21 protein-coding genes are annotated in these 21,524 nt (G+C 51.6%); 20 read left to right on the top strand and 1 reads right to left on the bottom strand.

Annotated features, from left to right (window positions below):
• The first annotated feature begins 29 nt into the window (after positions 1-29).
• From tsf to B3007_RS05630, 15 genes are all read left to right on the top strand, one after another.
• A complete protein-coding gene (gene tsf, locus B3007_RS05700) occupies positions 30-884 on the top strand; it encodes a translation elongation factor Ts (protein ID WP_068441102.1) in 855 nt (284 codons plus the stop codon).
• A 124-nt stretch (positions 885-1,008) separates the two neighbouring features.
• Positions 1,009-1,746, top strand: coding sequence for a UMP kinase (pyrH, locus tag B3007_RS05695; RefSeq protein ID WP_068438548.1), 738 nt, complete (start codon positions 1,009-1,011; stop codon positions 1,744-1,746).
• Positions 1,743-2,300 carry a ribosome recycling factor gene (gene frr / locus B3007_RS05690; RefSeq protein ID WP_068441105.1) on the top strand — a complete coding sequence of 186 codons (558 nt, stop codon included), beginning with the start codon at positions 1,743-1,745 and terminating at the stop codon, positions 2,298-2,300. The genes pyrH and frr overlap by 4 nt, the downstream gene beginning before the upstream one ends.
• 6 nt (positions 2,301-2,306) lie before the next feature.
• Entirely contained in the window at positions 2,307-3,074 is a 768-nt protein-coding gene (locus B3007_RS05685; RefSeq protein ID WP_301378574.1) for an isoprenyl transferase, read from the top strand.
• Complete coding sequence (locus tag B3007_RS05680; protein ID WP_301378572.1) at positions 3,067-3,912, top strand: phosphatidate cytidylyltransferase; 846 nt, start codon at positions 3,067-3,069, stop codon at positions 3,910-3,912. Before B3007_RS05685 ends, B3007_RS05680 begins: the two co-directional genes overlap by 8 nt.
• Positions 3,909-5,090, top strand: a complete 1,182-nt coding sequence (gene ispC, locus B3007_RS05675; protein WP_301378570.1) for a 1-deoxy-D-xylulose-5-phosphate reductoisomerase — start codon at positions 3,909-3,911, stop codon at positions 5,088-5,090. Before B3007_RS05680 ends, ispC begins: the two co-directional genes overlap by 4 nt.
• The gene (gene rseP / locus B3007_RS05670) at positions 5,087-6,424 is read left to right on the top strand and encodes an RIP metalloprotease RseP (RefSeq protein WP_301378568.1); all 1,338 of its coding nucleotides are present in this window, start codon (positions 5,087-5,089) and stop codon (positions 6,422-6,424) included. Before ispC ends, rseP begins: the two co-directional genes overlap by 4 nt.
• Before the next feature lie 27 nt (positions 6,425-6,451).
• Entirely contained in the window at positions 6,452-9,010 is a 2,559-nt protein-coding gene (bamA, locus tag B3007_RS05665) for an outer membrane protein assembly factor BamA (RefSeq protein ID WP_301378566.1), read from the top strand.
• Positions 9,011-9,037: 27 nt separating this feature from the next.
• On the top strand, positions 9,038-9,538 hold the full coding sequence (locus B3007_RS05660; RefSeq protein WP_068441127.1) for an OmpH family outer membrane protein: 501 nt from the start codon (positions 9,038-9,040) through the stop codon (positions 9,536-9,538).
• A 17-nt stretch (positions 9,539-9,555) separates the two neighbouring features.
• The gene (gene lpxD / locus B3007_RS05655; RefSeq protein WP_301378564.1) at positions 9,556-10,572 is read left to right on the top strand and encodes a UDP-3-O-(3-hydroxymyristoyl)glucosamine N-acyltransferase; all 1,017 of its coding nucleotides are present in this window, start codon (positions 9,556-9,558) and stop codon (positions 10,570-10,572) included.
• A 3-nt stretch (positions 10,573-10,575) separates the two neighbouring features.
• Positions 10,576-11,040, top strand: coding sequence for a 3-hydroxyacyl-ACP dehydratase FabZ (gene fabZ, locus B3007_RS05650; protein WP_068441133.1), 465 nt, complete (start codon positions 10,576-10,578; stop codon positions 11,038-11,040).
• Positions 11,037-11,807, top strand: a complete 771-nt coding sequence (gene lpxA / locus B3007_RS05645) for an acyl-ACP--UDP-N-acetylglucosamine O-acyltransferase (protein ID WP_068441136.1) — start codon at positions 11,037-11,039, stop codon at positions 11,805-11,807. Before fabZ ends, lpxA begins: the two co-directional genes overlap by 4 nt.
• Before the next feature lies 1 nt (position 11,808).
• Positions 11,809-12,945 carry a lipid-A-disaccharide synthase gene (lpxB, locus tag B3007_RS05640; RefSeq protein WP_068441138.1) on the top strand — a complete coding sequence of 379 codons (1,137 nt, stop codon included), beginning with the start codon at positions 11,809-11,811 and terminating at the stop codon, positions 12,943-12,945.
• Entirely contained in the window at positions 12,942-13,610 is a 669-nt protein-coding gene (gene rnhB, locus B3007_RS05635) for a ribonuclease HII (RefSeq protein WP_297533401.1), read from the top strand. The genes lpxB and rnhB overlap by 4 nt, the downstream gene beginning before the upstream one ends.
• 192 nt (positions 13,611-13,802) lie before the next feature.
• A complete protein-coding gene (locus tag B3007_RS05630) occupies positions 13,803-14,318 on the top strand; it encodes a methyl-accepting chemotaxis protein (protein WP_414716214.1) in 516 nt (171 codons plus the stop codon).
• 32 nt (positions 14,319-14,350) lie between these two features.
• Here the strand turns inward: B3007_RS05630 and B3007_RS05625 are convergent, their stop codons facing one another.
• Positions 14,351-15,148, bottom strand: a complete 798-nt coding sequence (locus B3007_RS05625) for a lysophospholipid acyltransferase family protein (protein ID WP_297533400.1) — start codon at positions 15,146-15,148, stop codon at positions 14,351-14,353.
• A gap of 74 nt (positions 15,149-15,222) precedes the next feature.
• Here B3007_RS05625 and B3007_RS05620 point away from each other — a divergent pair, with 74 nt between their 5' ends.
• The 5 genes from B3007_RS05620 (at position 15,223) to B3007_RS05600 (ending at position 21,135) form a co-directional block, all read left to right on the top strand.
• Positions 15,223-16,416, top strand: a complete 1,194-nt coding sequence (locus B3007_RS05620) for an NAD(P)/FAD-dependent oxidoreductase (RefSeq protein ID WP_301378561.1) — start codon at positions 15,223-15,225, stop codon at positions 16,414-16,416.
• A gap of 126 nt (positions 16,417-16,542) precedes the next feature.
• A complete protein-coding gene (locus tag B3007_RS05615; protein ID WP_301378560.1) occupies positions 16,543-17,901 on the top strand; it encodes an HD domain-containing phosphohydrolase in 1,359 nt (452 codons plus the stop codon).
• 1 nt (position 17,902) lies between these two features.
• Positions 17,903-18,451, top strand: coding sequence for a heme NO-binding domain-containing protein (locus B3007_RS05610; protein ID WP_301378559.1), 549 nt, complete (start codon positions 17,903-17,905; stop codon positions 18,449-18,451).
• On the top strand, positions 18,444-19,379 hold the full coding sequence (locus B3007_RS05605) for a sensor histidine kinase (RefSeq protein WP_301378558.1): 936 nt from the start codon (positions 18,444-18,446) through the stop codon (positions 19,377-19,379). Before B3007_RS05610 ends, B3007_RS05605 begins: the two co-directional genes overlap by 8 nt.
• A 160-nt stretch (positions 19,380-19,539) precedes the next feature.
• Positions 19,540-21,135, top strand: coding sequence for an isocitrate lyase (locus B3007_RS05600; protein WP_301378557.1), 1,596 nt, complete (start codon positions 19,540-19,542; stop codon positions 21,133-21,135).
• Positions 21,136-21,524: the final 389 nt, after the last annotated feature.

Here is a 21,524-nt window from a genome sequence, read left to right as displayed (position 1 = left end):
CAATTTATAGATTTAAGAGGATATTCCACATGGCAACTGTATCTGCTGCCCAGGTAAAAGAGCTGCGTGAACGTACTGGCCTAGGCATGATGGAGTGCAAAAAAGCACTGACTGCTGCTGGCGGTGACATCGACCAGGCAATCGAAGATCTGCGCAAGAACTCAGGCCTCAAGGCTGCTAAGAAAGCTGACCGTACCGCTGCTGAAGGTAAGCTGCGTGTTGTAGTTGGTGAAGGCAATGCTGTTATTGTTGAAATCAACTCTGAAACTGACTTCGCTGCTGGCGACGCTAACTTCGCTGCGTTCGCAGACAAAGTCGTAGCTAAGCTGGCTGAGACTAAAGAAGTGGACGTTGCTGCACTGATGGCTGGTGAACTGGAAGACGCTCGTGAAGCTCTGGTTCAGAAAATCGGTGAGAACATCACTGTACGTCGTCCAGCAATCGTAGAAGCTGACACTGTTGGTGCATACGTTCACTCAAACGGCAAAATTGCCTGTATCGTTGCTCTGAATGGCGGTAACGAAGAGCTGGCGAAGGACATCGCTATGCACGTTACAGCATCTAACCCACGTGTTGTACGTGGCGAAGATATGCCTGCTGACGTTCTCGAGAAAGAAAAAGAGATCATCAAGGCACAGCCTGACATGGCTGGTAAGCCAGATGAGATCGTTGAGAAGATGATGGGCGGTCGTATCAAGAAGTTCCTGAAGGAAAACAGCCTGCTCGAGCAGCCTTTTGTTAAGAACCCAGACCTGACTGTTGGTCAGCTGGCGAAAGAAGGCGGTGCAGAAGTCATCAGTTTCCTGCGTATGGAAGTAGGTGAAGGTATCGAAGTCGAAGAGACTGACTTCGCTGCTGAGGTTGCTGCACAGCTGAAAGGTTGATAACAGCACCGGTGGGGCTCACATTCTGAAAACCACCATTAATATGCCGGGCTTGCCCGGCATATTTGTATATGTCTGAAGCAAATATACGTAGAATACGCCAAACATTTTCAGGAGAAGGTTCATGGCCGAGCAAAAAAGCGCGAAATATAAGCGAATTCTGCTGAAACTCAGCGGTGAGGCCCTGATGGGCGAGCTGGATTTCGGTATTGATCCTAAAGTACTCGATCGTATGGCGCTGGAAATTGCTCAGCTTCGTGGTCTGGGAGTTCAGGTAGGTCTTGTGATTGGTGGTGGCAACCTGTTCCGTGGTAAGGCACTCAGCGAGGCTGGTCTGGATCGTGTCGCTGGTGACCATATGGGTATGCTGGCCACTGTGATGAACGCTCTGGCGATGCGTGATGCCCTCGAACGCTCTAATATGCCGACCCGTGTTATGTCGGCGATTCCGATGAGTGGTGTCGTTGATCACTACGATCGCCGTAGTGCGATCCGTGCCCTGAATCAGGGCGATGTTGTTATCTTCTCAGCCGGTACCGGTAATCCTTTCTTTACGACCGACTCTGCTGCGTGTCTGCGTGGTATCGAAATCAATGCAGATCTGGTTCTGAAAGCGACGAATGTCGATGGCGTGTATACTGCCGATCCGAAGAAGGACCCGACTGCAGAGAAGTACGACCTGCTGACGTACAGCGAAGTCCTTGAAAAACAACTGGGTGTGATGGACCTGACTGCAATCGTTCTGGCGCAGGATCATGACATGCCACTGCGTGTGTACAATATGAATGATACGGGAGTACTGGGTCGCCTGATGACTGGTGGCGATCATGGAACCCTGATTGTAAGTGGAGAAAAAGCATGATTAATGAAATCCAGAAAGACGCTGAAGATCGTATGAGCAAGAGCGTTGCAGCTCTGGTAGAGGCATTTAAGAAAGTTCGTACTGGTCGTGCTAATCCAGCGATTCTTGATAGCGTGATGATCGATTATTACGGTACACCCACACCGATCAATCAGGTTGCAAACGTTATTGTTGAAGACGGTCGTAGTCTTGCGATCAACCCTTGGGAAAAGAACCTGGTACCACAGATTGAGAAAGCCATTCTGAAATCTGATCTGGGTCTGAACCCGGCAACTAACGGCGATACTATCCGTCTGCCAATGCCTGCGCTGACAGAAGAAACCCGTAAAGACTACATCAAACAGGCTCGTGCTGAAGCTGAAAAAGGTCGGGTCTCTGTGCGTAATATCCGCCGTGATGCAAACGGCAGTGTGAAAGACCTTCTTAAAGAGAAAGAAATTACTGAAGACGAGTCACGCGGCGCAGAAGATGCTATCCAGAAACTGACGGATAAGTTCATCGGCCAGGTAGACGACCTGCTTGCAGAGAAAGAAAAAGACCTGATGAAGGTCTGATCGGACATGTCCACAAGTATTGATGACTCCAGTGCAGCACAGGGAAGTGTGCCGCGCCATGTTGCCATAATCATGGACGGCAATAACCGCTGGGCGAAAAAGCGGTTTATACCGGGTGTGGCAGGGCATAAAGCGGGTGTGGATGCGGTCAGAGCAGTCGTTGAGACATCTGCGAAAGCAGGGGTTGAGGTGCTCACTCTGTTCGCATTCAGCAGTGAGAACTGGCGCCGCCCTGAGCAGGAGGTCAGTGCACTTATGCAGCTGTTTATTGCAGCCCTGCAACGGGAAGTAAAAAAGCTTCACAAGAATAATATCCGCCTGAAAATCATGGGCGACCTCTCCGCTTTTTCTGAAAAAATCCAGGGCCTGGTGGCCGAATCTGAAGCAATGACTCAGTCTAACGATGGTATGACGCTGGTGGTAGCGGCGAACTATGGCGGGCAGTGGGACATCGCTCAGGCGGCGCGTCGTATGGCCGAGGAAGTAAAAGCAGGTCGGATGCAGCCCGAAGATATCACTGAGCACAGTTTGCACCAATACACCTGGCTAAGCGAGTTCCCAGCGCCGGATCTGATGATCCGTACCGGTGGAGAGCAGCGTATCAGCAACTTTATGTTGTGGCAGACGGCTTATGCTGAGTTCTATTTTTCAGACGTACTCTGGCCTGATTTCAAAGAAGAAGAATATAAAAAAGCATTAGACGCCTTTGCCAGCCGGACGCGGCGCTTCGGGCGGACTGATGATCAGTTAAAGGAAGCCAAGAACGGTGACTAAGCAGCGCGTTATAACGGCATTGATACTCGCTCCGGTAATGATTGTGGGTATCTTCTTCCTGCCGCTCAAGCCTTTCGCATTTTTCATCGCAGCGATCTGCAGTATCGGTGCATGGGAGTGGGCGAATATCGCGGGCTACAAAAAAAACTGGAGCCGTATTCTCTACGCCTTCTTCGTATTTGTCTGCCTCTACATCAGTGCCCGATTTCTCCGCATCAACCCAGAGTGGAAAATCTGGTTTCTTGCTGCCGGCACCTTATGGTGGACGGTCGCTTTTGCTCTGGTGAAGCGTTACCCGGGTGGTACCGACATCTGGAATGCTCGTGTGATCAGAGCCTTCCTCGGTTTGTGTGTACTTATCCCTATGTGGGTAGGCTTTATGCACCTGAAAGAAGAGCCACACAGCTCTCTGCTGATCATCTATGTCATGCTGGTGGTCTGGGGGGCTGATACAGGAGCCTACTTTGCAGGTCGTAAGTGGGGCAACAGCAAGCTGGCGCCACACGTGAGCCCCGGGAAGTCATGGGCTGGTTTCTGGGGCGGCTTTGCCACAACCATCTTCCTGGCTGCAGTAACCTGTGTCGGTCTGGATCTGTGGCTGCAACCTCTGACGACAGAAGATGTTGTGAAGATTTTTGTCATTACTGCTGCGACCACTGTGATCTCTGTGTTGGGAGATCTGGTTGAAAGTATGATGAAGCGACATCGTGGTATCAAAGACAGCTCATCGCTGCTACCGGGACACGGTGGTGTGATGGATCGGATTGATAGCATGGCGGCGGCTGTGCCCGTATTTGCGTTTATGATGATGTTGCTCAATTGGGGCCTCGCTGTATGACGCAGTGGATTACCGTGCTGGGTTCTACGGGCTCTATCGGTTGCAGTACCTTAGATGTGGTACGTCGTCACCCTGAAAAATATCGTGTGTACGCTCTGACTGCGGCGACGCGTGTGGCAGAGATGGCCGGACAGATTGCTGAGTTTTCACCGCGTTATGCGGTGATGGCGGATGCCAGTGCGGCAGCTCAATTGCGCGAACAGTTGCCAGAGGACTGTGTCACCGAAGTACTGAATGGGGAGGATGCACTGGTTCAGGTTGCTTCTGATGAGCGTGTTGATCAGGTCATGGCAGCAATTGTTGGTGCTGCCGGGCTTTTGCCTACTCTTGCTGGTGCGAATGCGGGCAAGAGGGTTCTGCTGGCGAACAAAGAAAGTCTGGTCATGGCTGGCCCCTTATTCCTGGATGCTGTGAAGAAGGGCGGCGCAGAGTTACTTCCAATCGATAGTGAACATAACGCCATCTTCCAGTCTATGCCGGCTGACTATGCAGGTCGTCTGGATGCGAGTGGGATTCGTAAGATATTGCTGACAGCATCCGGCGGGCCTTTCCGCGGACGTCAGTCTTCTGAACTGAACGATGTAACGCCTTCTCAGGCCGTTGCTCACCCGAACTGGTCGATGGGTGCCAAAATATCAGTCGACTCTGCCACCCTGATGAATAAGGGCCTCGAGTTAATCGAAGCTTGTTTCCTGTTTAACTGTGCCGCTGACGATGTAGAAGTCGTCGTTCACCCGGAAAGCGTTATTCACTCGATGGTTCAGTATTGCGATGGTTCAGTGTTGGCGCAGTTAGGTCAGCCAGATATGCGCACCCCGATTGCATATGGTATGGCCTGGCCAGAGCGTATTGAGGCTGGCGTCGAGTCACTGAATCTTTTTGATATCGCGCGACTCAACTTTGAAGCGCCGGACGAAGAGAATTTTCCTTGTCTGGCTCTCGCCAGGATAGCTTTTGCGCAAGGCGGTACCATGCCTGCGGTACTGAATGCAGCGAATGAAGTCGCTGTAGCGGCTTTCCTGCGCGAAGACATCCGGTTTACGACGATTCCTGCGTTGATTAAAAAGGTGATGGATCAGCACTCTGTAGTGAGCGCCGATTCGCTGGATGCTGTGCTGTCGGCGGACAGCTGGGCGCGAGCAACCGCTGAAAGTTTTCTTCAGGAGGAGAGCCTTTGACGCTGTTATATTTCATCATAGCGATCAGTATTCTGGTGGTTATTCATGAATATGGTCACTTCTGGGTTGCTCGCCGGGCTGGGGTTCAGGTGCTCAGATTCTCTGTTGGCTTTGGTAAACCTCTGTTCTCTGTGAAAGATCGCCACGGCACCGAGTACTCTCTGGCGCCTATCCCATTGGGCGGTTATGTCAAAATGCTGGATAGCCGGGAAGCTCCGGTTGCTGAGCATTTACGTGATCAGGAATTTAACAGTAAGTCTCCATGGGCGCGGATTGCGATTGCATCAGCGGGTCCGATTGCTAATTTCCTCTTCGCAATACTTGTCTATACCTTACTTTTCTGGGCTGGCTCAAAGCAGTTTATCCCGGTAGCGTCTGTCATTGCTGAGGGTTCGCCCGCTGCAATCGCAGGGGTACTGCCGGGTGACGAACTGAGTGCGATTGATGGTGAGAGTACTCAGTCGTGGCAGGACGTCAGCTGGGAACTGTTGTCCTTTCTGGGAGAGACGCGCACCGTCAGCCTGGAAGTCATTCGTGACGGACGCCCGGTTGAGTTGAGCCTGCCGCTTAACCGCTGGTTAAGTGAAGAAGAAGGGCCAGACCCTCTGAGCAAATTGGGTATTACACCGCGGATGCCAGAGATTCCGCTGGAAATTTCTCAGGTAATGGAAGACTCGGCAGCAGAGGCTGCGGGGCTTCAGGCCGGTGATACTTTGATTGCTGCGAATGGTGAGGAGATCGCCAACTGGCAGGACTGGGTGACCCTGATTCGTAATTCAGCGGGCACGTCGGTACGTGTTGAAGTGGATCGCGCCGGTGAGATTATTGAAGTCGAAGCCTGGCCACAGAGTATCACCCTGGAGAGCGGCGAAGTCATTGGCCGTATTGGTGTGATGCCGGTTGCTCCGGTTGCGCCGGATGACTGGGTGAGAGAAGTTCACCCGGGCCCTGTGAAGGCATTTGTGATGGGTGTCGACAAAACCTGGAGCCTGATCGTACTGACGCTGGACTCCTTGTGGAAAATGCTGATGGGCGATGTCTCCGTAAAGAACTTGAGCGGCCCCATCACCATTGCTAAAGTAGCCGGCGATTCTGCGTCGGGCGGCCTTATTGTTTTTGTTAACTTTCTGGCGCTGCTGAGTGTGTCGCTGGGCGTACTTAACCTGTTACCTGTGCCCATGCTCGACGGTGGTCACATTTTGTTTTATACGGCTGAGCTGATTCGTGGTAAACCACTGCCAGAGTCTGTTCAGATCGCTGCGGTAAAAGTAGGCATGATGTTGTTGCTCATGCTGATGATTGTCGCTTTCTACAATGATATAAGCCGCCTCTGAGGAGGTGGCGACTGGGTTTTTATTTACATGCGTTTTCTGCTGTCGGTTATATCCCTCTGGCTCTTGTCTGCCTCACTCCATGCTGCCTCCTTCACCGTTGAAGATATTCGCCTTGAAGGGCTTCAGCGGGTCTCGGCAGGTACCGTATTCTCGGCGTTCCCGATTGCAACGGGCGATACTGTGGACGACGCACGTATCGCTGAGGCGACGCGTGCACTGTTCCGTGAAGGTTTCTTTGAAGATATCGAGCTGTACCGCGACGGTAATGTGCTTGTTGTACGCATGGTCGAGCTGCCGACCATTACCTCTATCGAAATTGAAGGCAACAAAGCGATTCAGACAGAAGCACTGATGGATGGTCTGAAGCAGAGTGGGCTGGCCGAAGGCCTTGTCTTCAAACGCTCAACCCTTGAACGAATTTCACTCGAGCTGGAGCGACAGTACGTTGCTCAGGGCCGTTACGACGCCGGTATTATTACTGACGTAGAACCTCTGCCGCGCAACCGGGTGGCACTGAAAATTAATGTCGACGAAGGCAACGTTGCGACTATTGAGCACATCAATATTGTCGGTAACGAAATTTTCCCGGATGAGGAACTGCTGGGCCCGCTGGCTTTGCAGAGCACGAACTTCTGGTCATGGTACTCCAGCGACAATAAATACAGCCGCGAGAAGCTGGCCGGTGATCTCGAAACACTGCGCTCCTACTATCTCGATCGTGGTTATATTCGCTTCAATATCGAATCAACTCAGGTGTCGGTCTCTCCCGATAAACGTGGTGTCTACATCACCGTCAGTGTGTCGGAAGGTGAGCTCTACAATATCCGCGATGTAAAACTCGCAGGTGATCTGGTCGTTGATGAAGACGAACTGACTCGCCTGTACATGGTGAAAGAAGGTGATGTGTTCTCACGCCGACGGGTTACGTTCACCAGTGACCTGATGACTAAGCGTCTCGGCAACGACGGCTACACCTTCGCTAAAGTGAACGGTATTCCAAAAATCGATGACGAAGAGCGCCTGGTCGACATGACCTTCTACGTTGAGCCTGGTAAGCGTACCTACGTGCGTAGCGTGCAGTTCTCAGGTAACGACGGAACCCGTGATGAAGTGCTGCGTCGTGAGATGATTCAGATGGAAGGCGGCTGGGCATCTACCGAGAAAATTGAAGCCGGTAAAAATCGCCTGAATCAGCTGGGCTTCTTCAAAACAGTTAACGTGGAAACTCCAGCGGTTCCGGGAACCGATGACCTGATCGATGTTAACTATACGGTCGAAGAGCAATTGAGCGGCAGTCTGAACTTTAACATCGGTTATGCCGCGGGTTCAGGCATGATCCTCGGTGCCAGCGTCAGCCAGAATAACTTTATGGGCAGTGGTAACCGTATGTCTCTCGGTGTGCAGAAGACGGATACGGTTGAGTCTTATAACTTCTCGTACCTGAACCCGTATTACACCGTCGATGGCGTCAGCCGTGGCTTTAACTTCTTCTATCGTGAAACCGACTTCGAAAGTCTGAGTACGGTAAGCGATTACCAGACCAACACTTATGGCGGTAACGTAACCTTCGGGTATCCGATTTCTCGCCGCCAGCGTTTGTCGTTCTCGGTCGGTTATGCGAATACCGAAATGTTTGAAGGGGTGACGGTTCCTGCTGAAATTACTGACTTTATCGACTCAGAAGGTGATGTGTTCGATGAATACACACTTGGCCTCAGCTGGCGTTACAGCTCCCTCAACCGCGGTCTGTTCCCGACCGATGGTATGGAGCATGAGGTAAAAGCCGATATATCTGTGCCGGGCAGTGACCTGACGTATTACAAGACCAGCTATACGTCGAACTACTACTTCCCGCTGGCAACCGAGTGGAGCTTGCGTCTGAGAACTGACCTGGGATATGGCGATGGCTTCGGTGACCTCGAGCGTCTGCCGTTCTTCAAAAACTTCCGTTCCGGTGGTATTGGTGCTGTGCGTGGCTATCAGATCAACAGCCTCGGACCAAAAGGCTTGCCTGAGTACGTACCCGTCAGCCTGGCTGAGACCGATGCAGCTGGCAATGTCGTGTATGAGACGGACGAGTTAGGCCGACCACTGACCAGCGACAGTGCGCCTCAGGTTATTTACATCAAAGACGCCGATGGTGGAGCAACAGCAATTTCTAACAGTGCTGGCTACGTTCCATCTTACGAGACGGACAGCTCTGGCGCCGTTGTAACGGCACCTTTCTTCCGTGAAACCGAGCGCGCCTTAGGCGGTAACATGCTGGTGGAAGGTAGTCTGGAACTGATTTTCCCAACCCCGTTCATCGAGGACCGCAGCTCCGTACGTAGTGTTGTCTTCCTGGATGCGGGTAATACCTTCAGCAGTGAATGTTATGTGCCCTCTGATATTGACCTGCCAAGCTTTAATTCACACCCATTCTGTGATGAAGGCCTGCAGTTTGAAGAGCTTCGTTACAGCACAGGTGTTGGCTTGACGTGGATAACGGCAATCGGACCTCTGACATTTACTTACTCATTCCCACTGAACGAACAGCGTGGGGATAGAACAGAAGGCTTTGAATTTACACTGGGTCAGGTATTCTGACGACAATCATTATAAAAGGAGAACAGAATGCGCTGGATAATGGCACTCATTGCAGCAGCAACCATCAACGTAGCGGTCGCAGCCGAGGCAACCAAAGTCGCTGTCGTCGACATGGAGCGAGCGTTGTTCCTTTCTGATGCGACACAGGAAGCGTTGAAAGAATTCGAGAAAGCTAACAAAGCTGATATCGATAAACTGAAAGGTCTTCAGGAAAGTCTGACTGAACTTCAGAAAAAAATCGAAAAAGAAAAAGATTTCATGAGTGACGAAGAAGCTCGTGCAATCAAAAATGAATTTGAGACCAAGGGTCAGGAATACCAGTTCTACGGCAATAAACTGCAGAAGCTGGAACAGAAGTGGCGTCAGGAACTTTTCCAGAAGCAGCTTCCGAGCCTGGAAAAAACCCTGAAAGAGCTGATCGACAAAGAGGGCTACGACGTTGTTCTGAATGCTCAGGCAGCCATCTACAAGTCTCCAAAAGCAGATATCACCAAACTGCTGCTGGAACGTCTTAACGCTGAGAAATAATAACGGACGATCCTCCCGTGCAGATCAGTCTATCTGAATTGGCCGATCACCTCGGAGCAGAGCTTCGTGGTGACGGTAATCAGCAGATCACCGGAGTTGCGACCTTAAAGGAAGCATCCTCCGGTGAAATTGCTTTTCTGGCCAACGAAAGTTACCGCAAGCAGCTTGCAGATTCTGCGGCGAGTGCGGTTATCGTTCGTGATGCCGATGCAGAACTAGTCCCAGGCAGTGCTCTTGTCTGTGACAATCCCTACCTGGCGTTTGCCCTAGCTACTCAGTTATTCGATAACCGCCCACGTACTGCCTCTGGCGTTCATCCGACCGCGGTGATCTCAGAGTCGGCAAAAGTAGGTGCGGGATGTCGGATTGCGGCTAATGTCGTAATTGGCGAAGACGCGATTATCGGCGACGATTGTGAAATCGGTGCGGGTACGGTGATTGGTGATCATTGTATGTTGGGTGGTGGATGCCACCTTAATGCCAACGTCACGCTCTATCACGACGTTACTCTCGGAGAGCGGGTGAGAATCCACTCCGGAACTGTGATCGGCGCTGATGGTTTCGGTTTTGCGCCTGACAAAGGGCGTTGGGTCAAAATCATGCAGCTGGGTGGCGTGCGCATTGGCAACGATGTCGAAATCGGAGCCAACAGTTGTGTCGACCGCGGTGCGCTGGGCGACACGGTGATCGGTGATAACGTCATCCTCGATAATCACGTACAGATCGCTCATAACGTTGAACTGGGTGATGGGACCGCGATGGCAGCTCAGGCCGGTGTTGCTGGCAGCACTAAGCTTGGCAAGCATTGCACGCTGGCGGGAAATGCTGGTGTTGCAGGTCATCTCGAGCTTTGCGACGGCGTTTTTGTTGCCCCGAAAACCGTCATCAGTAAATCGATTAACACTCCGGGTGGCTATGCCACCGGGACTGCGCAGATGCCGATTAATGACTGGCGTAAAGCGGCGACCCGCTTCCGTCAGTTAGACAGTATGGCAAGGCGTATTAAAGACTTAGAAAAACAACTGAAGGACTGATGCATGTCCGGTGCAACCATTGAACAGATTCAGCGGGTGATGCCTCACCGGTATCCCTTCCTGCTGCTGGACAGAATTTTGTCCTGCGCAACTGACCCAGAAGAAAACTCCAATATTGAGGCACTGAAGAACGTCTCCATAAATGAGAACTTCTTTAACGGTCACTTTCCAGGCCACCCGGTGATGCCAGGTGTACTGACGCTTGAGGCTCTTGCTCAGGCGGCAGGCTATCTGGGCATGATGATGATCGGTGAAGCCCGTGATCCGAATACCATTTTCTATTTTGCCGGCTCAGACAATGTGCGTTTTAAGCGTCCTGTTATGCCCGGTGATCAGCTGATTCTGAAAGCAGCATTCGTCAGCCGCCGTCGAGGTATCTGGAAGTTTGACTGCAAGGCTGAAGTGGATGGTGAGGTTGTCTGCTGTGCTCACATTATTTGCGCTGAACATACTCTGGAGGTGGCATGATTGACCCAAGAGCTGTGATCGATCCTGCTGCGAAAATTGCAGAGGGTGTTGAAATCGGTCCTTTCTCTATTGTTGGTCCGGACGTCGAGATCGGTGAAGGAACCGTTGTTGGTCCTCACGTAGTTATCAAAGGCCCAACGACGATCGGTAAGAACAACCGTATTTTCCAGTTCTCAACTATCGGTGAAGAGTGTCAGGATAAAAAGTACGCTGGCGAGCCGACGACTCTGGTGATCGGTGACAACAACGTTATCCGCGAGGCCTGTACTTTCCATCGTGGTACGGTTCAGGATAAAGGCACCACCATTGTTGGTAGCGACAACCTCTTTATGGTGAATGTTCACGTCGCTCACGATGCGGTGATTGGTGATCACTGCATTCTGGCCAACGACACTAACGTAGCGGGTCATGTCCATGTCGGTGACTGGGCGATTCTTGGTGGCTCAACTCAGGTTCACCAGTTCTGCATGATTGGCGCCCATGCCATGTGCGGTGCAGGGACTGTCGTTCTGAAGGACATTCCAGCGTTTGTGATGGCGCAGGGGTATCCGGCGCAACCTCATGGCATTAACAGTGAAGGCCTGAAGCGTCGCGGCTTCGAAAAAGATAGCATCATGCGTATCCGTGCAGCCTATAAGACGATCTATCGTCAGAACCTGACTCTGGCAGAAGCCAAAGAAGCGCTTGCGCCTGTGGCAGCAGAGGATGCTGGCGTAGCCATGCTGCTCGAAAGTATCGAAGCTGCCAGTCGAGGGATTATCCGCTGATATGCGAATCGCGTTGGTGGCCGGAGAGACTTCCGGAGATATGCTGGGCGCCGGTCTTATCCGCTCGTTGAAGGAAAAATACCCAGAAGCGACGTTTGAAGGCATCGGTGGCCCAATGATGCAAAGCGAAGGTATGGTCAGCTTTGTGCCGATGGAGCGTCTCTCTGTGATGGGCCTGGTCGAAGTGCTCGGCCGCCTGTTTGAGTTGATCAACGTACGCAAGAAACTCGTCCGTGACTGGATTGCGAACCCGCCCGATGTGTTTATCGGTATCGACGCGCCTGATTTTAATCTGGGGCTCGAACAGCAGCTTCGCGCTGCAGGGATTAAAACCGTTCATTACGTCAGTCCTTCCGTCTGGGCCTGGCGCCAGAAGCGTGTTCTCAAGATTGAAAAAGCCGTCGACCTGATGTTGACACTTTTTCCTTTCGAGGCGCGATTTTATGAGAACCACAAAGTACCGGTACGTTTTGTTGGCCACCATCTGGCAGACAAAATTCCATTCGAGACGCCCAAAACACCCGCCAGAGAAAATCTCGGCCTGGAACTGAATAAGAAAACCGTCTGCCTGATGCCAGGTAGTCGGGGCAGTGAAGTCTCGCGTTTGGGTAAGCTGTTTCTGGATACGGCAAGCCTGATGCTGAAAAAAGATCCGGACCTCAGGTTTATTATTCCTGTCCCTGGTGTTGAGCGTCGTGATCAGGTCGAGCAGCTGGTGAATGAATACCCGGAAGTGTTGCCGGTAAAAATTATTCTTGGTCAGTCGCAAACCTGTATGGCGGCTGCCGACGTGATCCTTCTGGCCTCAGGAACCGCGACCTTAGAAGCCATGCTGATGAAGCGGCCTATGGTAGTCAGCTACCGTCTGGCACCGCTGACTTACTGGATTCTCAAGCGTATGGTGACACAGGAGTTTATCTCTCTCCCAAACCTGCTTGCGGGCCGGGAGGTTGTCCCTGAATTGCTGCAGCATGATGCTCAGCCAGAAAAGCTGGCGGCGGCGCTTGCAGAGCGACTTGAAGATAACGACACCGTGCATCAACTGCAGGAAACCTTCCAGTTTATCCATCGTCAGCTTCAGCGAAACGCAGATGAAGAAGCTGCTGAAGCCATCAGCCAGCTGTTGAAAGCCAGATGACTGACATCAGCAAGCCAGAAGTGGCTGATTCAGAGATGATCGAGCCAGAAATAACCGAGCCAGAAATAACCGAAGAAGAAGCCGGTCTTATTCGCGGGGGGCTGATCTACTGTGGCGTTGATGAGGCGGGTGCTGGTCCGCTTTGCGGTGACGTCGTAGCTGCCGCTGTGATCCTTGATCCCGATAAGCCGATTCCTGAACTCACAGACTCGAAAAAACTGACCGAGAAAAAGCGCGAGCGACTGTTCGACGAAATTCGTGAAAAAGCCGTCGACTTCTGTATTGCCAGCGCATCGGTCGAAGAGATTGATAGCATCAACATCCTCAATGCCCGGATGCTGGCTATGACGCGCGCTGTCGAAGGGTTGCGTGTTCCGTGCGACCACGCTCTGATCGATGGTAATAAGCTGCCTGATTTAAACATACCTGCTACCGCCCTGATCAAGGGGGATGCCAGAGTTGCAGCAATCTCAGCAGCTTCTGTGTTGGCCAAAGTTCAACGTGACCGTGATATGGTCGACATGGAAGAACAGTACCCGGGTTATGGCTTCGCGAAGCACAAAGGCTACGGTACCAAAGCGCATCTTGAGGCTCTCGAAGCTTTGGGTCCGTGTCCTATCCATCGTCGGACTTACGCTCCGGTAAAACGTCTCCTGAAAGACTGACCTTCAGATTTTGAGGGGTTATGTAAACCACCTGCCAGTTTCATGCAAAGTCTTTCCCCGGTACTAGTCTGGAAGTAACAACCAACTCCCGAGGGAAGATCTGAATGCTGCGGTATCAGATCAGGTGACGGAACCGGGCTTCGCATCGATGAGCTCAACCGGCGGAGCAGTGAGATTTCAGAGATTGTCACCGTGATTCAGGCGGTTGCAGAGCAAACGAACCTGTTAGCGTTAAATGCTGCTATTGAGGCTGCGCGGGCTGGTGAGCATGGTCGCGGATTCGCTGTGGTTGCTGACGAAGTACGCCAGTTAGCAGAGCGCACGCATCGCTCCAGTGGCGAGATAAGTGAAAAAGTTAGCGGCATTCTCAGCATTACTCATCAGGCTCAGGAATCCATGCGACAGGTCAGCGAGCTGGCATCGCGCGGGCGAGACAGCTCTAATAAATTCAATGAAGCAGTCGGTGTGTTACTGAACACTTCCAACGAGATTAATGCGTATTTGTCGGGGTTATCGGAATCGAGTGAGAGCCAGAATGCACTGAATAAAACAGTGGCTGAGCGATTTGATTCTATTCGTACTGCCATAGAAAAGGCGTTCTCCTCAACCTCTGAAGTCGCTGAAGCGATTCAGAGGCTGGAAAATGAGGTCTCGACTCTTTCTCAATTGGCCAGTTCATTTGCCGGTAGTGACGCCGAGTTATTCTGATCTCCTCTCAAGGGGAGATCAACGAAGGGCGCTCAGGACAGGCCCTTAAGGCCGTAAGTTGTGTTTTTGAGCCAGTCTGCGAGTTCTTCATCTGATAATGGCGTAACCTGTTCAGGCAGAATGGGGTCACCAATCACCATCCGGATGGTTTTATTCTGCTTCTTAAGAAACTCAGCAGGAATCCGCAACGTACGGATCAGCGGATGTACCTTGCCGAGCAGGTGAAAGCTCAGGCTGTTCTGGCTATCAAAATAGATGGGGATGACCGGAACATCCGCGCGCTTAATAAGCCGCATACTGGAGAGTGACCAGCTTTTGTCTTTGATACCCGACTGACCTTTGTACCAGGTGGATACTTCTCCAGCCGGGAATAACCCCAGGCCCAGCCCTTTGCTCAACTGATCTAATGACTTCTGTGTACCCCCCATCGCCTTTGGGCCACTGTTCTCGAATGGATTCACTGTGATAAACAGATCGGAGAAGGGCTCAAAGTAGGCCAGCAGGAAGTTCGCAATGACCCGGTACTCGGGGCGTATACGGCCGATAATCAAAAGCAGAATGATGCCGTCCAGGAATCCGAAGGGATGATTCGACACCGTAATAAAAGGGCCGCTTTTGGGAATAACCTGAGCTAATCGTTCGACATCGTAATCTAACTGGATGTTCTGATCTTTCAGTGCGTCTTCAATAAGATCAATGCCATGCTGGCGATCAACACGGTCATAGATTTTCGTCAGCTGAGGAATTTTTAATAATCTGAGTACAATGTCAGCCTGCCATTCAGCGAGGCCTGACGCCTTTATCAATCCTTCCCGATCAATCAGGGGCATATCAGCAGTCCAGTCAGTCACGAAACGCTGGCATAATAACAGCCGCAAACAGCAGGGCAATAGCAGGAATAAGAATGTCGACGACCACAGATGTCATCATTATTGGTGCCGGAGCAGCAGGTTTATTCTGTGCTGCACGCACCGCCGCCGAAGGGCGCACGGTCACAGTACTGGACCACGCCAACAAGGCGGGTAAGAAAATTCTGATGTCGGGTGGGGGGCGTTGCAACTTCACTAACTACTACATCGAACCCGCCTGTTATCTCAGCCAGAATCCACATTTCTGTAAGTCAGCACTCTCCCGGTATACACAGTGGGACTTTATCGATCTGGTCAGTCAGTACGGTATTCCGTTCCATGAGAAGAAAGACGGGCAGTTGTTTTGTGATAACAAATCCTCGGACATTCTTGAAATGTTGCTTGAAGAGTGCCGTCGGGCAGGGGCTGAAGTACAGCTGAATACCTCGGTAGAGGAAGTCAGTAAGCGTGATACAGGCTTCACCCTGAAAACCTCGGCCGGTGATTATTCGTGTCGTTCGCTGGTGGTTGCAACAGGGGGGCCGTCGATACCGACTCTGGGGGCCACGGGCTTTGGTTATGATCTTGCCCGTCAATTCGGACATCAGGTGTTTGCGCCGCGCGCCGCACTGGTGCCATTTACCATTACAGATCAGTTGAGCACTTTGTGTAAAGCGCTCTCGGGTACCGCCTTACCAGCGTCTGTAACCTGTGGTGATCAGGTGTTTAATGACGACTTACTCTTTACACACCGGGGCTTGAGTGGCCCGGCGATCCTGCAGATTTCTTCATACTGGACTCAGGGAGACACGGTTGAAATCAACCTTCTGCCGGGGATCGACCTGACTGAAGCCTTCAAAGAGGCTCAGCAACAGAAAGGTAAAACCCATCTCAAGACCTGGCTGGCGAGCCTGACAACACAGAAGTTTGCCGAACAATGGCTTGCCCATCACCAGTTTGAAGACCGCTTTCTCGCTGAAACGGGTAAGAAGACCATCAAGGCGCTGGCTGAGTCCCTGCATCAGTGGCGTGTCAGACCGGCGGGCACTGAGGGTTACCGGACCGCAGAAGTTGCGATTGGTGGCGTCGACACGACCGAGCTTTCGTCGCAGACGATGGAGTCCCGTAAGGTGCCGGGCTTGTTCTTTATCGGTGAGGTTGTTGACGTAACCGGTCACCTTGGTGGTTTTAACTTTCAGTGGGCCTGGGCCAGCGCTGCAGCCGCAGCGGAGGCTCTGGCTGCCGGGTAGACCAGAATGCCAACCTGCCTAATGTGACATTCTGGATATGGCCTTACGGGAATATTACGTAAGGTTCAGGCATGCATCACAGCTTTGTCTAGACTGAAATCAGTTCCCCTTGCTCGGAGTGATTTCATGGCGTTTGCAGATGCAGCAGACCAGGACAATGAGAAGCCCGTGAAACCCGTTATTCTTCTGGTTGATGACGAGGAAAATATTCTCAAATCCCTGACACGCTCTCTGGGTCGGCTGGATGTCGATATCACTACGGCGTCATCTGTCAGTGATGCACTCTACATACTCGAAAATACCGATGTCGATCTCGTCATCAGCGACATGCGTATGCCCGGTGCCGATGGCGCTGAGTTGCTTAAAACCGTTGCTGATCGGTCCCCGGATACGCTGCGATTCCTGCTCACTGGTCATTCCGACATGGAGTCTACGATACGCGCAATCAACGAAGGGCAGATTCATCAGTACCTGACCAAACCCTGGGACGATAACAAGCTTCGGGCTTTGATCGAAGAAAGCCTGCACACTCGCCTGCTTGAGGCAAGAAATCAGCGTCTCCAGACAGAACTTGTGAGCAAAAATCAGGAGCTGGAAGAACTTAACAGTTCGCTCGAGAAGCGAGTAACGGAACGAACAGAGGAGCTTCGCCTCAACGCCAGACTACTCGAGCACGCTTTCGACGATCTTCAGAAAAGCTACGGCCATGTGCTTCGTCTTGCTTCCAGCCTCGGTGCCTTGCGTGAGCCCGGCGCCGCTGCAGCAGCAGAGTTGCGCTCTTCCATGGCCGAGTCACTCGCAGAAGCACTAGGTTTTGCAGATTCAGACATCCGTGAAATCCGTGACGCATCCTTACTTGCGGATCTTGGCAATATAGGTTTGCCGGATGAGTTGTTGAATAAGCCGCTGGTGGAGTTCGACGGTGCCGATATGCAGCAGTACGCGCAGGTGCCGGTACTCGCTGAAGCCGCTTTAATGGGTATTCCGGGGATGCGTCATAGCGCCGCTATGTTGAGAAGTCAGTTTGAGCGGTTTGACGGTTCCGGATACCCCGATCATCTTTCCGGGTCTTCCATACCTGCGGGTGCACGCATTATAGCGATAGTAAGAGACTACACTGATCTTATCCGTGGGCGTTTCACCGGCGAAGAAATAGAGCCACAGCAAGCAAAAGCTGAGTTGGTTCGCCAGAGCAATATGAGATACGACCCGGCCATACTGAATATCTTTTGTGAGGAATGCGGTGCCTTCGACACCGAAAACCTTTCTGAGGACGCCTCTTATCTGGGGACAGATGAACTGGAAGCGGGAATGGTGTTAGCTCAGGACCTTTATAGTGAGAAAGGCATGATTCTGTTACGTAAAGGGCACGCTCTCACCAGTGAGCTGATCAGTCGTTTGAGTCACTTGCAGAACTGGTCGGGAAGAACACTGGATGTGGCGGTTGAAAAGCAAACCGATATAACCAAAGAGATAGGAGGGTGATATGAAAGGGGTAGTGTTCGACATCCTCAGAGACATGATTGAAGAAAAATTCGGCCTTGAAGGCTGGAACCAGCTCCTCGAGAAAGCGGGGTCACACGGCATGTACCTGTCGTCGGAAAGCTACGACGACAGTGAAATGGTTGCTTTGTTGGGTGCAGCTTCTGAAATGACGGGCCACGATATCCCCACCTTGCTTCGGACGTTTGGTGAATTCATGGTTACCGAATTCTATGGTCGCTTCCCGGTTTTTTTCGAGAACAGTGACGGCCTGATCGATTTTCTGAAGTCTGTCGACCAGATCGTACATGGTGAAGTACTTAAGTTTTATCCGGATGCAAACCTGCCGTCTTTTTCTTACGAAGAGGAGGGGGGGCATACGCTGACGATGATCTATAAGTCGCAACGCAAGTTATGTCATCTTGCTGAAGGCCTGATCAGTGGTTCTGCTAAGCATTTCAAAGAGCAGGTGAGTGTCCAGCAACCACAATGTATGCACCACGGAGATGAAACCTGCCATATTGTGATAACTGTTGGGGGGCCAGATGACTGAAGACTATCGTGCGGCTTACCTGAGGGAGAAAACGTTGCGGAAGCAGGCAGAGCAGATGCTCGAGGATAAATCCCGGGAGCTCTACGACTCATTCCGTAAGTTACAGCAAGCTCATGACAGTATGCAGGAGAACCAGAAAGCACTTCTGCATAATGAAAAAATGGCGTCTCTGGGTGTTCTCTCTGCTGGCGTTGCGCATGAAATCAACAACCCGATCGGCTTTATCTACAGTAACTTCTGCACCATGTCGGAAGGAATGTCAGATATTCAGACGTTTGTATTCACCATGGACAAGCTGGTTAACAGCGACGCCGATGGAGAAAAGATACGCGAGGCGTGGCGGGAAGGCCTGACGCGGTACGACGTAGAGTATCTGCTGATGGACTTCGAGAGTCTTACCTCCGAAACCATCGAAGGCCTTGAACGCGTCAAGCAGATCGTCGCGGATCTTAAATCCTTCACCCGGGAAGACAGCGGTGAGATGGACCTGGTCGACATCAATGAGTGTGTGCGCGGCGCTGTAAACATACTCAGCAACCAGACCAAATACCATGCGCAGGTACACGTCGACTACGGCGAGCTACCCAAAGTGAAGGGCTATTTCGGAAAGTTAAACCAGGTGTTCACCAACATGATCGCTAATGCGAATCAGGCTGTTGACGAGAACGGCGACATTCACATATCCACAACCTACAACAACGGTTACATTGAGATCCGTTTCCAGGACAACGGCCACGGCATCAGTAAAGAGCATCTCAATCTGCTCTTTACGCCTTTCTTCACCACGAAACCTGTCGGAGAGGGTACAGGGCTCGGGCTGTCACTTTCCCACGGATTCATTGAGGAACATAACGGACGCATTACCGTTGAAAGTGAGATCGGAGAAGGCACAACTTTCACGATTTTCCTGCCTCCCGCAGACGACTGAACTCCCTTTTATGCCCATTCATTGAGGAAATAGTACATATAGATACTATTGATTTTAATTATGGGATCTAAAGCACTACTATTCGCTCTGTCAGAAGTCGCGGATCAGCAATTTCGCTGCTCCGTGAAACTTTTCAACCCACTCTTTTAAGGACTGACTTATGTCAACTTATCAAGAAGACATCAAAGCGGTAGCAGCGCTGAAAGAAGCAGCTGGTAGCCCATGGGATGCTATCGACCCAGAATCAGCAGCACGCATGCGCGCTCAGAACAAATTCCAAACTGGTCTGGACATCGCTCGTTACACTGCCAAGATCATGCGCGAAGACATGGCAGAGTTCGACAAAGACAAGACTAAGTACACTCAGTCTCTGGGTTGCTGGCACGGTTTTGTAGGTCAGCAGAAGCTGATCTCTATCAAGAAGCACTTCGGTTCTACTAAGCGTCGTTACCTCTACCTGTCTGGTTGGATGGTTGCAGCTCTGCGTTCTGAGTTCGGTCCTCTGCCTGACCAGTCTATGCACGAGAAAACTGCTGTAGCGTCACTGGTTAACGAACTGTACACCTTCCTGCGTCAGGCTGACGCTCGTGAACTGGGTGGTCTGTTCCGTGCCCTGGACGCAGCTCGCGAAGCTGGTGATTCTGCTAAAGAAGCAGAAATCCAGGGTCAGATTGACAACTACGAGACTCACATCGTACCAATCATTGCTGACATCGACGCTGGTTTCGGTAACGCTGAAGCGACTTACCTGATGGCTAAGCAGATGATCGAAGCGGGTGCTTGCTGCCTGCAGATCGAAAACCAGGTTGCTGACGAGAAGCAGTGCGGTCACCAGGACGGTAAAGTGACCGTTCCACACGCTGACTTCCACGCTAAGCTGCGCGCTCTGCGTTACGCATTCCTTGAGCTGGGCGTTGACGACGGTGTTATCGTTGCACGTACTGACTCTGAAGGTGCTGGCCTGACTAAAGAAATCGCTGTTGTTCGTGAGAAAGGCGATCAGGGTGACGTTTACAACTCATTCCTGGACGTTGAAGAAGTTAACGTTGAAGACGTTAAGAACGGCGACGTACTGCTGAACCGTGACGGCAAGCTGGTTCGTCCTAAGCGTCTGCCTTCTGGTCTGTACCAGTTCCGTCAGGGCACTGGCCACGAGCGTTGCGTATTCGACTGTATCGAAGCTATCAACGCTGGTGCTGACCTGCTGTGGATCGAAACTGCAGTACCTACAGTACACGAAATCAAAGGCATGATGGACGAAGTACGTAAAGTACACCCAGATGCGAAACTGGTTTACAACAACTCTCCATCATTCAACTGGACTCTGAACTTCCGTCAGCAGACCTACGATGCATGGGAAGCTGAAGGTAAAGACGTTTCTGCATACGATCGTAACAATCTGATGTCTGCTGAATACGACGATTCTGAGCTGTCTGCTGCTGCTGACGCTCGCGTTAAGACCTTCCAGGCGGATACTTCTCGCGAAGCGAACGTATTCCACCACCTGATCACTCTGCCTACTTACCACACGACTGCACTGTCTGTGGACAACCTGGCTAAAGAGTACTTCGGTGAGCAGGGCATGCTGGGTTATGTTGAAGGCGTACAGCGTAAAGAGATCCGTCAAGGCATCGCTTGCGTTAAGCACCAGAACATGGCTGGCTCTGACATGGGCGACGACCACAAAGAATACTTTGCTGGTGAGAACGCTCTGAAAGCCGGTGGTGCTAAGAACACTTCTAACCAGTTCTCTTAAGATCTGATTAGTTGTTCTTGAAGAAGCGGCCTACGGGCCGCTTTTTTTGTGCCTGTCTCTTTTTGAGATGCAAAGAATGTCTTTGCGGTCGACGACCACAAAGCCATTTAAGAAAAGCGTTGCTGGTGAGAACGCTGAGAGCCGAGGTGTAACAACACTTCTAACCAGTTCTCTTAAGATCTGATTAGTTGTTCTTAAAGAAGCGGCCTACGGGCTGCATTTTTTGTGCCTGAGATTTATTGGTCTTCGACCTGTTGTAGGAGCTCAACGCGAAGCTTGAGCGATTCTGTAAGAGGGGAGCTTCTCCCCGACAATCGCGCATAGCCAGTCAAGCTGCCTGAAGCGCTCCTACGAGTTGACCAGCGGACCTGTAGGAGCTCAACGCGAAG

This window comes from Thalassolituus sp. UBA675 (assembly GCF_002297765.1).
GTDB lineage: Bacteria > Pseudomonadota > Gammaproteobacteria > Pseudomonadales > Oceanobacteraceae > Thalassolituus.
Note: the sequence above shows the minus strand (reverse complement) of the source record. Positions and strands in the feature narration are given on the sequence as shown.

Coding starts and splice junctions, on each gene's coding strand:
- fabZ (WP_068441133.1), top strand. CDS start 10,576: ATGTCCGGTGCAACCATTGAACAGATTCAGCGGGTGATGCCTCACCGG.
- B3007_RS05620 (WP_301378561.1), top strand. CDS start 15,223: ATGTCGACGACCACAGATGTCATCATTATTGGTGCCGGAGCAGCAGGT.
- B3007_RS05615 (WP_301378560.1), top strand. CDS start 16,543: ATGGCGTTTGCAGATGCAGCAGACCAGGACAATGAGAAGCCCGTGAAA.
- bamA (WP_301378566.1), top strand. CDS start 6,452: ATGCGTTTTCTGCTGTCGGTTATATCCCTCTGGCTCTTGTCTGCCTCA.
- pyrH (WP_068438548.1), top strand. CDS start 1,009: ATGGCCGAGCAAAAAAGCGCGAAATATAAGCGAATTCTGCTGAAACTC.
- lpxA (WP_068441136.1), top strand. CDS start 11,037: ATGATTGACCCAAGAGCTGTGATCGATCCTGCTGCGAAAATTGCAGAG.
- lpxB (WP_068441138.1), top strand. CDS start 11,809: ATGCGAATCGCGTTGGTGGCCGGAGAGACTTCCGGAGATATGCTGGGC.
- tsf (WP_068441102.1), top strand. CDS start 30: ATGGCAACTGTATCTGCTGCCCAGGTAAAAGAGCTGCGTGAACGTACT.
- B3007_RS05610 (WP_301378559.1), top strand. CDS start 17,903: ATGAAAGGGGTAGTGTTCGACATCCTCAGAGACATGATTGAAGAAAAA.
- B3007_RS05685 (WP_301378574.1), top strand. CDS start 2,307: ATGTCCACAAGTATTGATGACTCCAGTGCAGCACAGGGAAGTGTGCCG.
- frr (WP_068441105.1), top strand. CDS start 1,743: ATGATTAATGAAATCCAGAAAGACGCTGAAGATCGTATGAGCAAGAGC.
- rnhB (WP_297533401.1), top strand. CDS start 12,942: ATGACTGACATCAGCAAGCCAGAAGTGGCTGATTCAGAGATGATCGAG.
- ispC (WP_301378570.1), top strand. CDS start 3,909: ATGACGCAGTGGATTACCGTGCTGGGTTCTACGGGCTCTATCGGTTGC.
- B3007_RS05660 (WP_068441127.1), top strand. CDS start 9,038: ATGCGCTGGATAATGGCACTCATTGCAGCAGCAACCATCAACGTAGCG.
- B3007_RS05605 (WP_301378558.1), top strand. CDS start 18,444: ATGACTGAAGACTATCGTGCGGCTTACCTGAGGGAGAAAACGTTGCGG.
- B3007_RS05625 (WP_297533400.1), bottom strand. CDS start 15,148: ATGCCCCTGATTGATCGGGAAGGATTGATAAAGGCGTCAGGCCTCGCT.
- B3007_RS05600 (WP_301378557.1), top strand. CDS start 19,540: ATGTCAACTTATCAAGAAGACATCAAAGCGGTAGCAGCGCTGAAAGAA.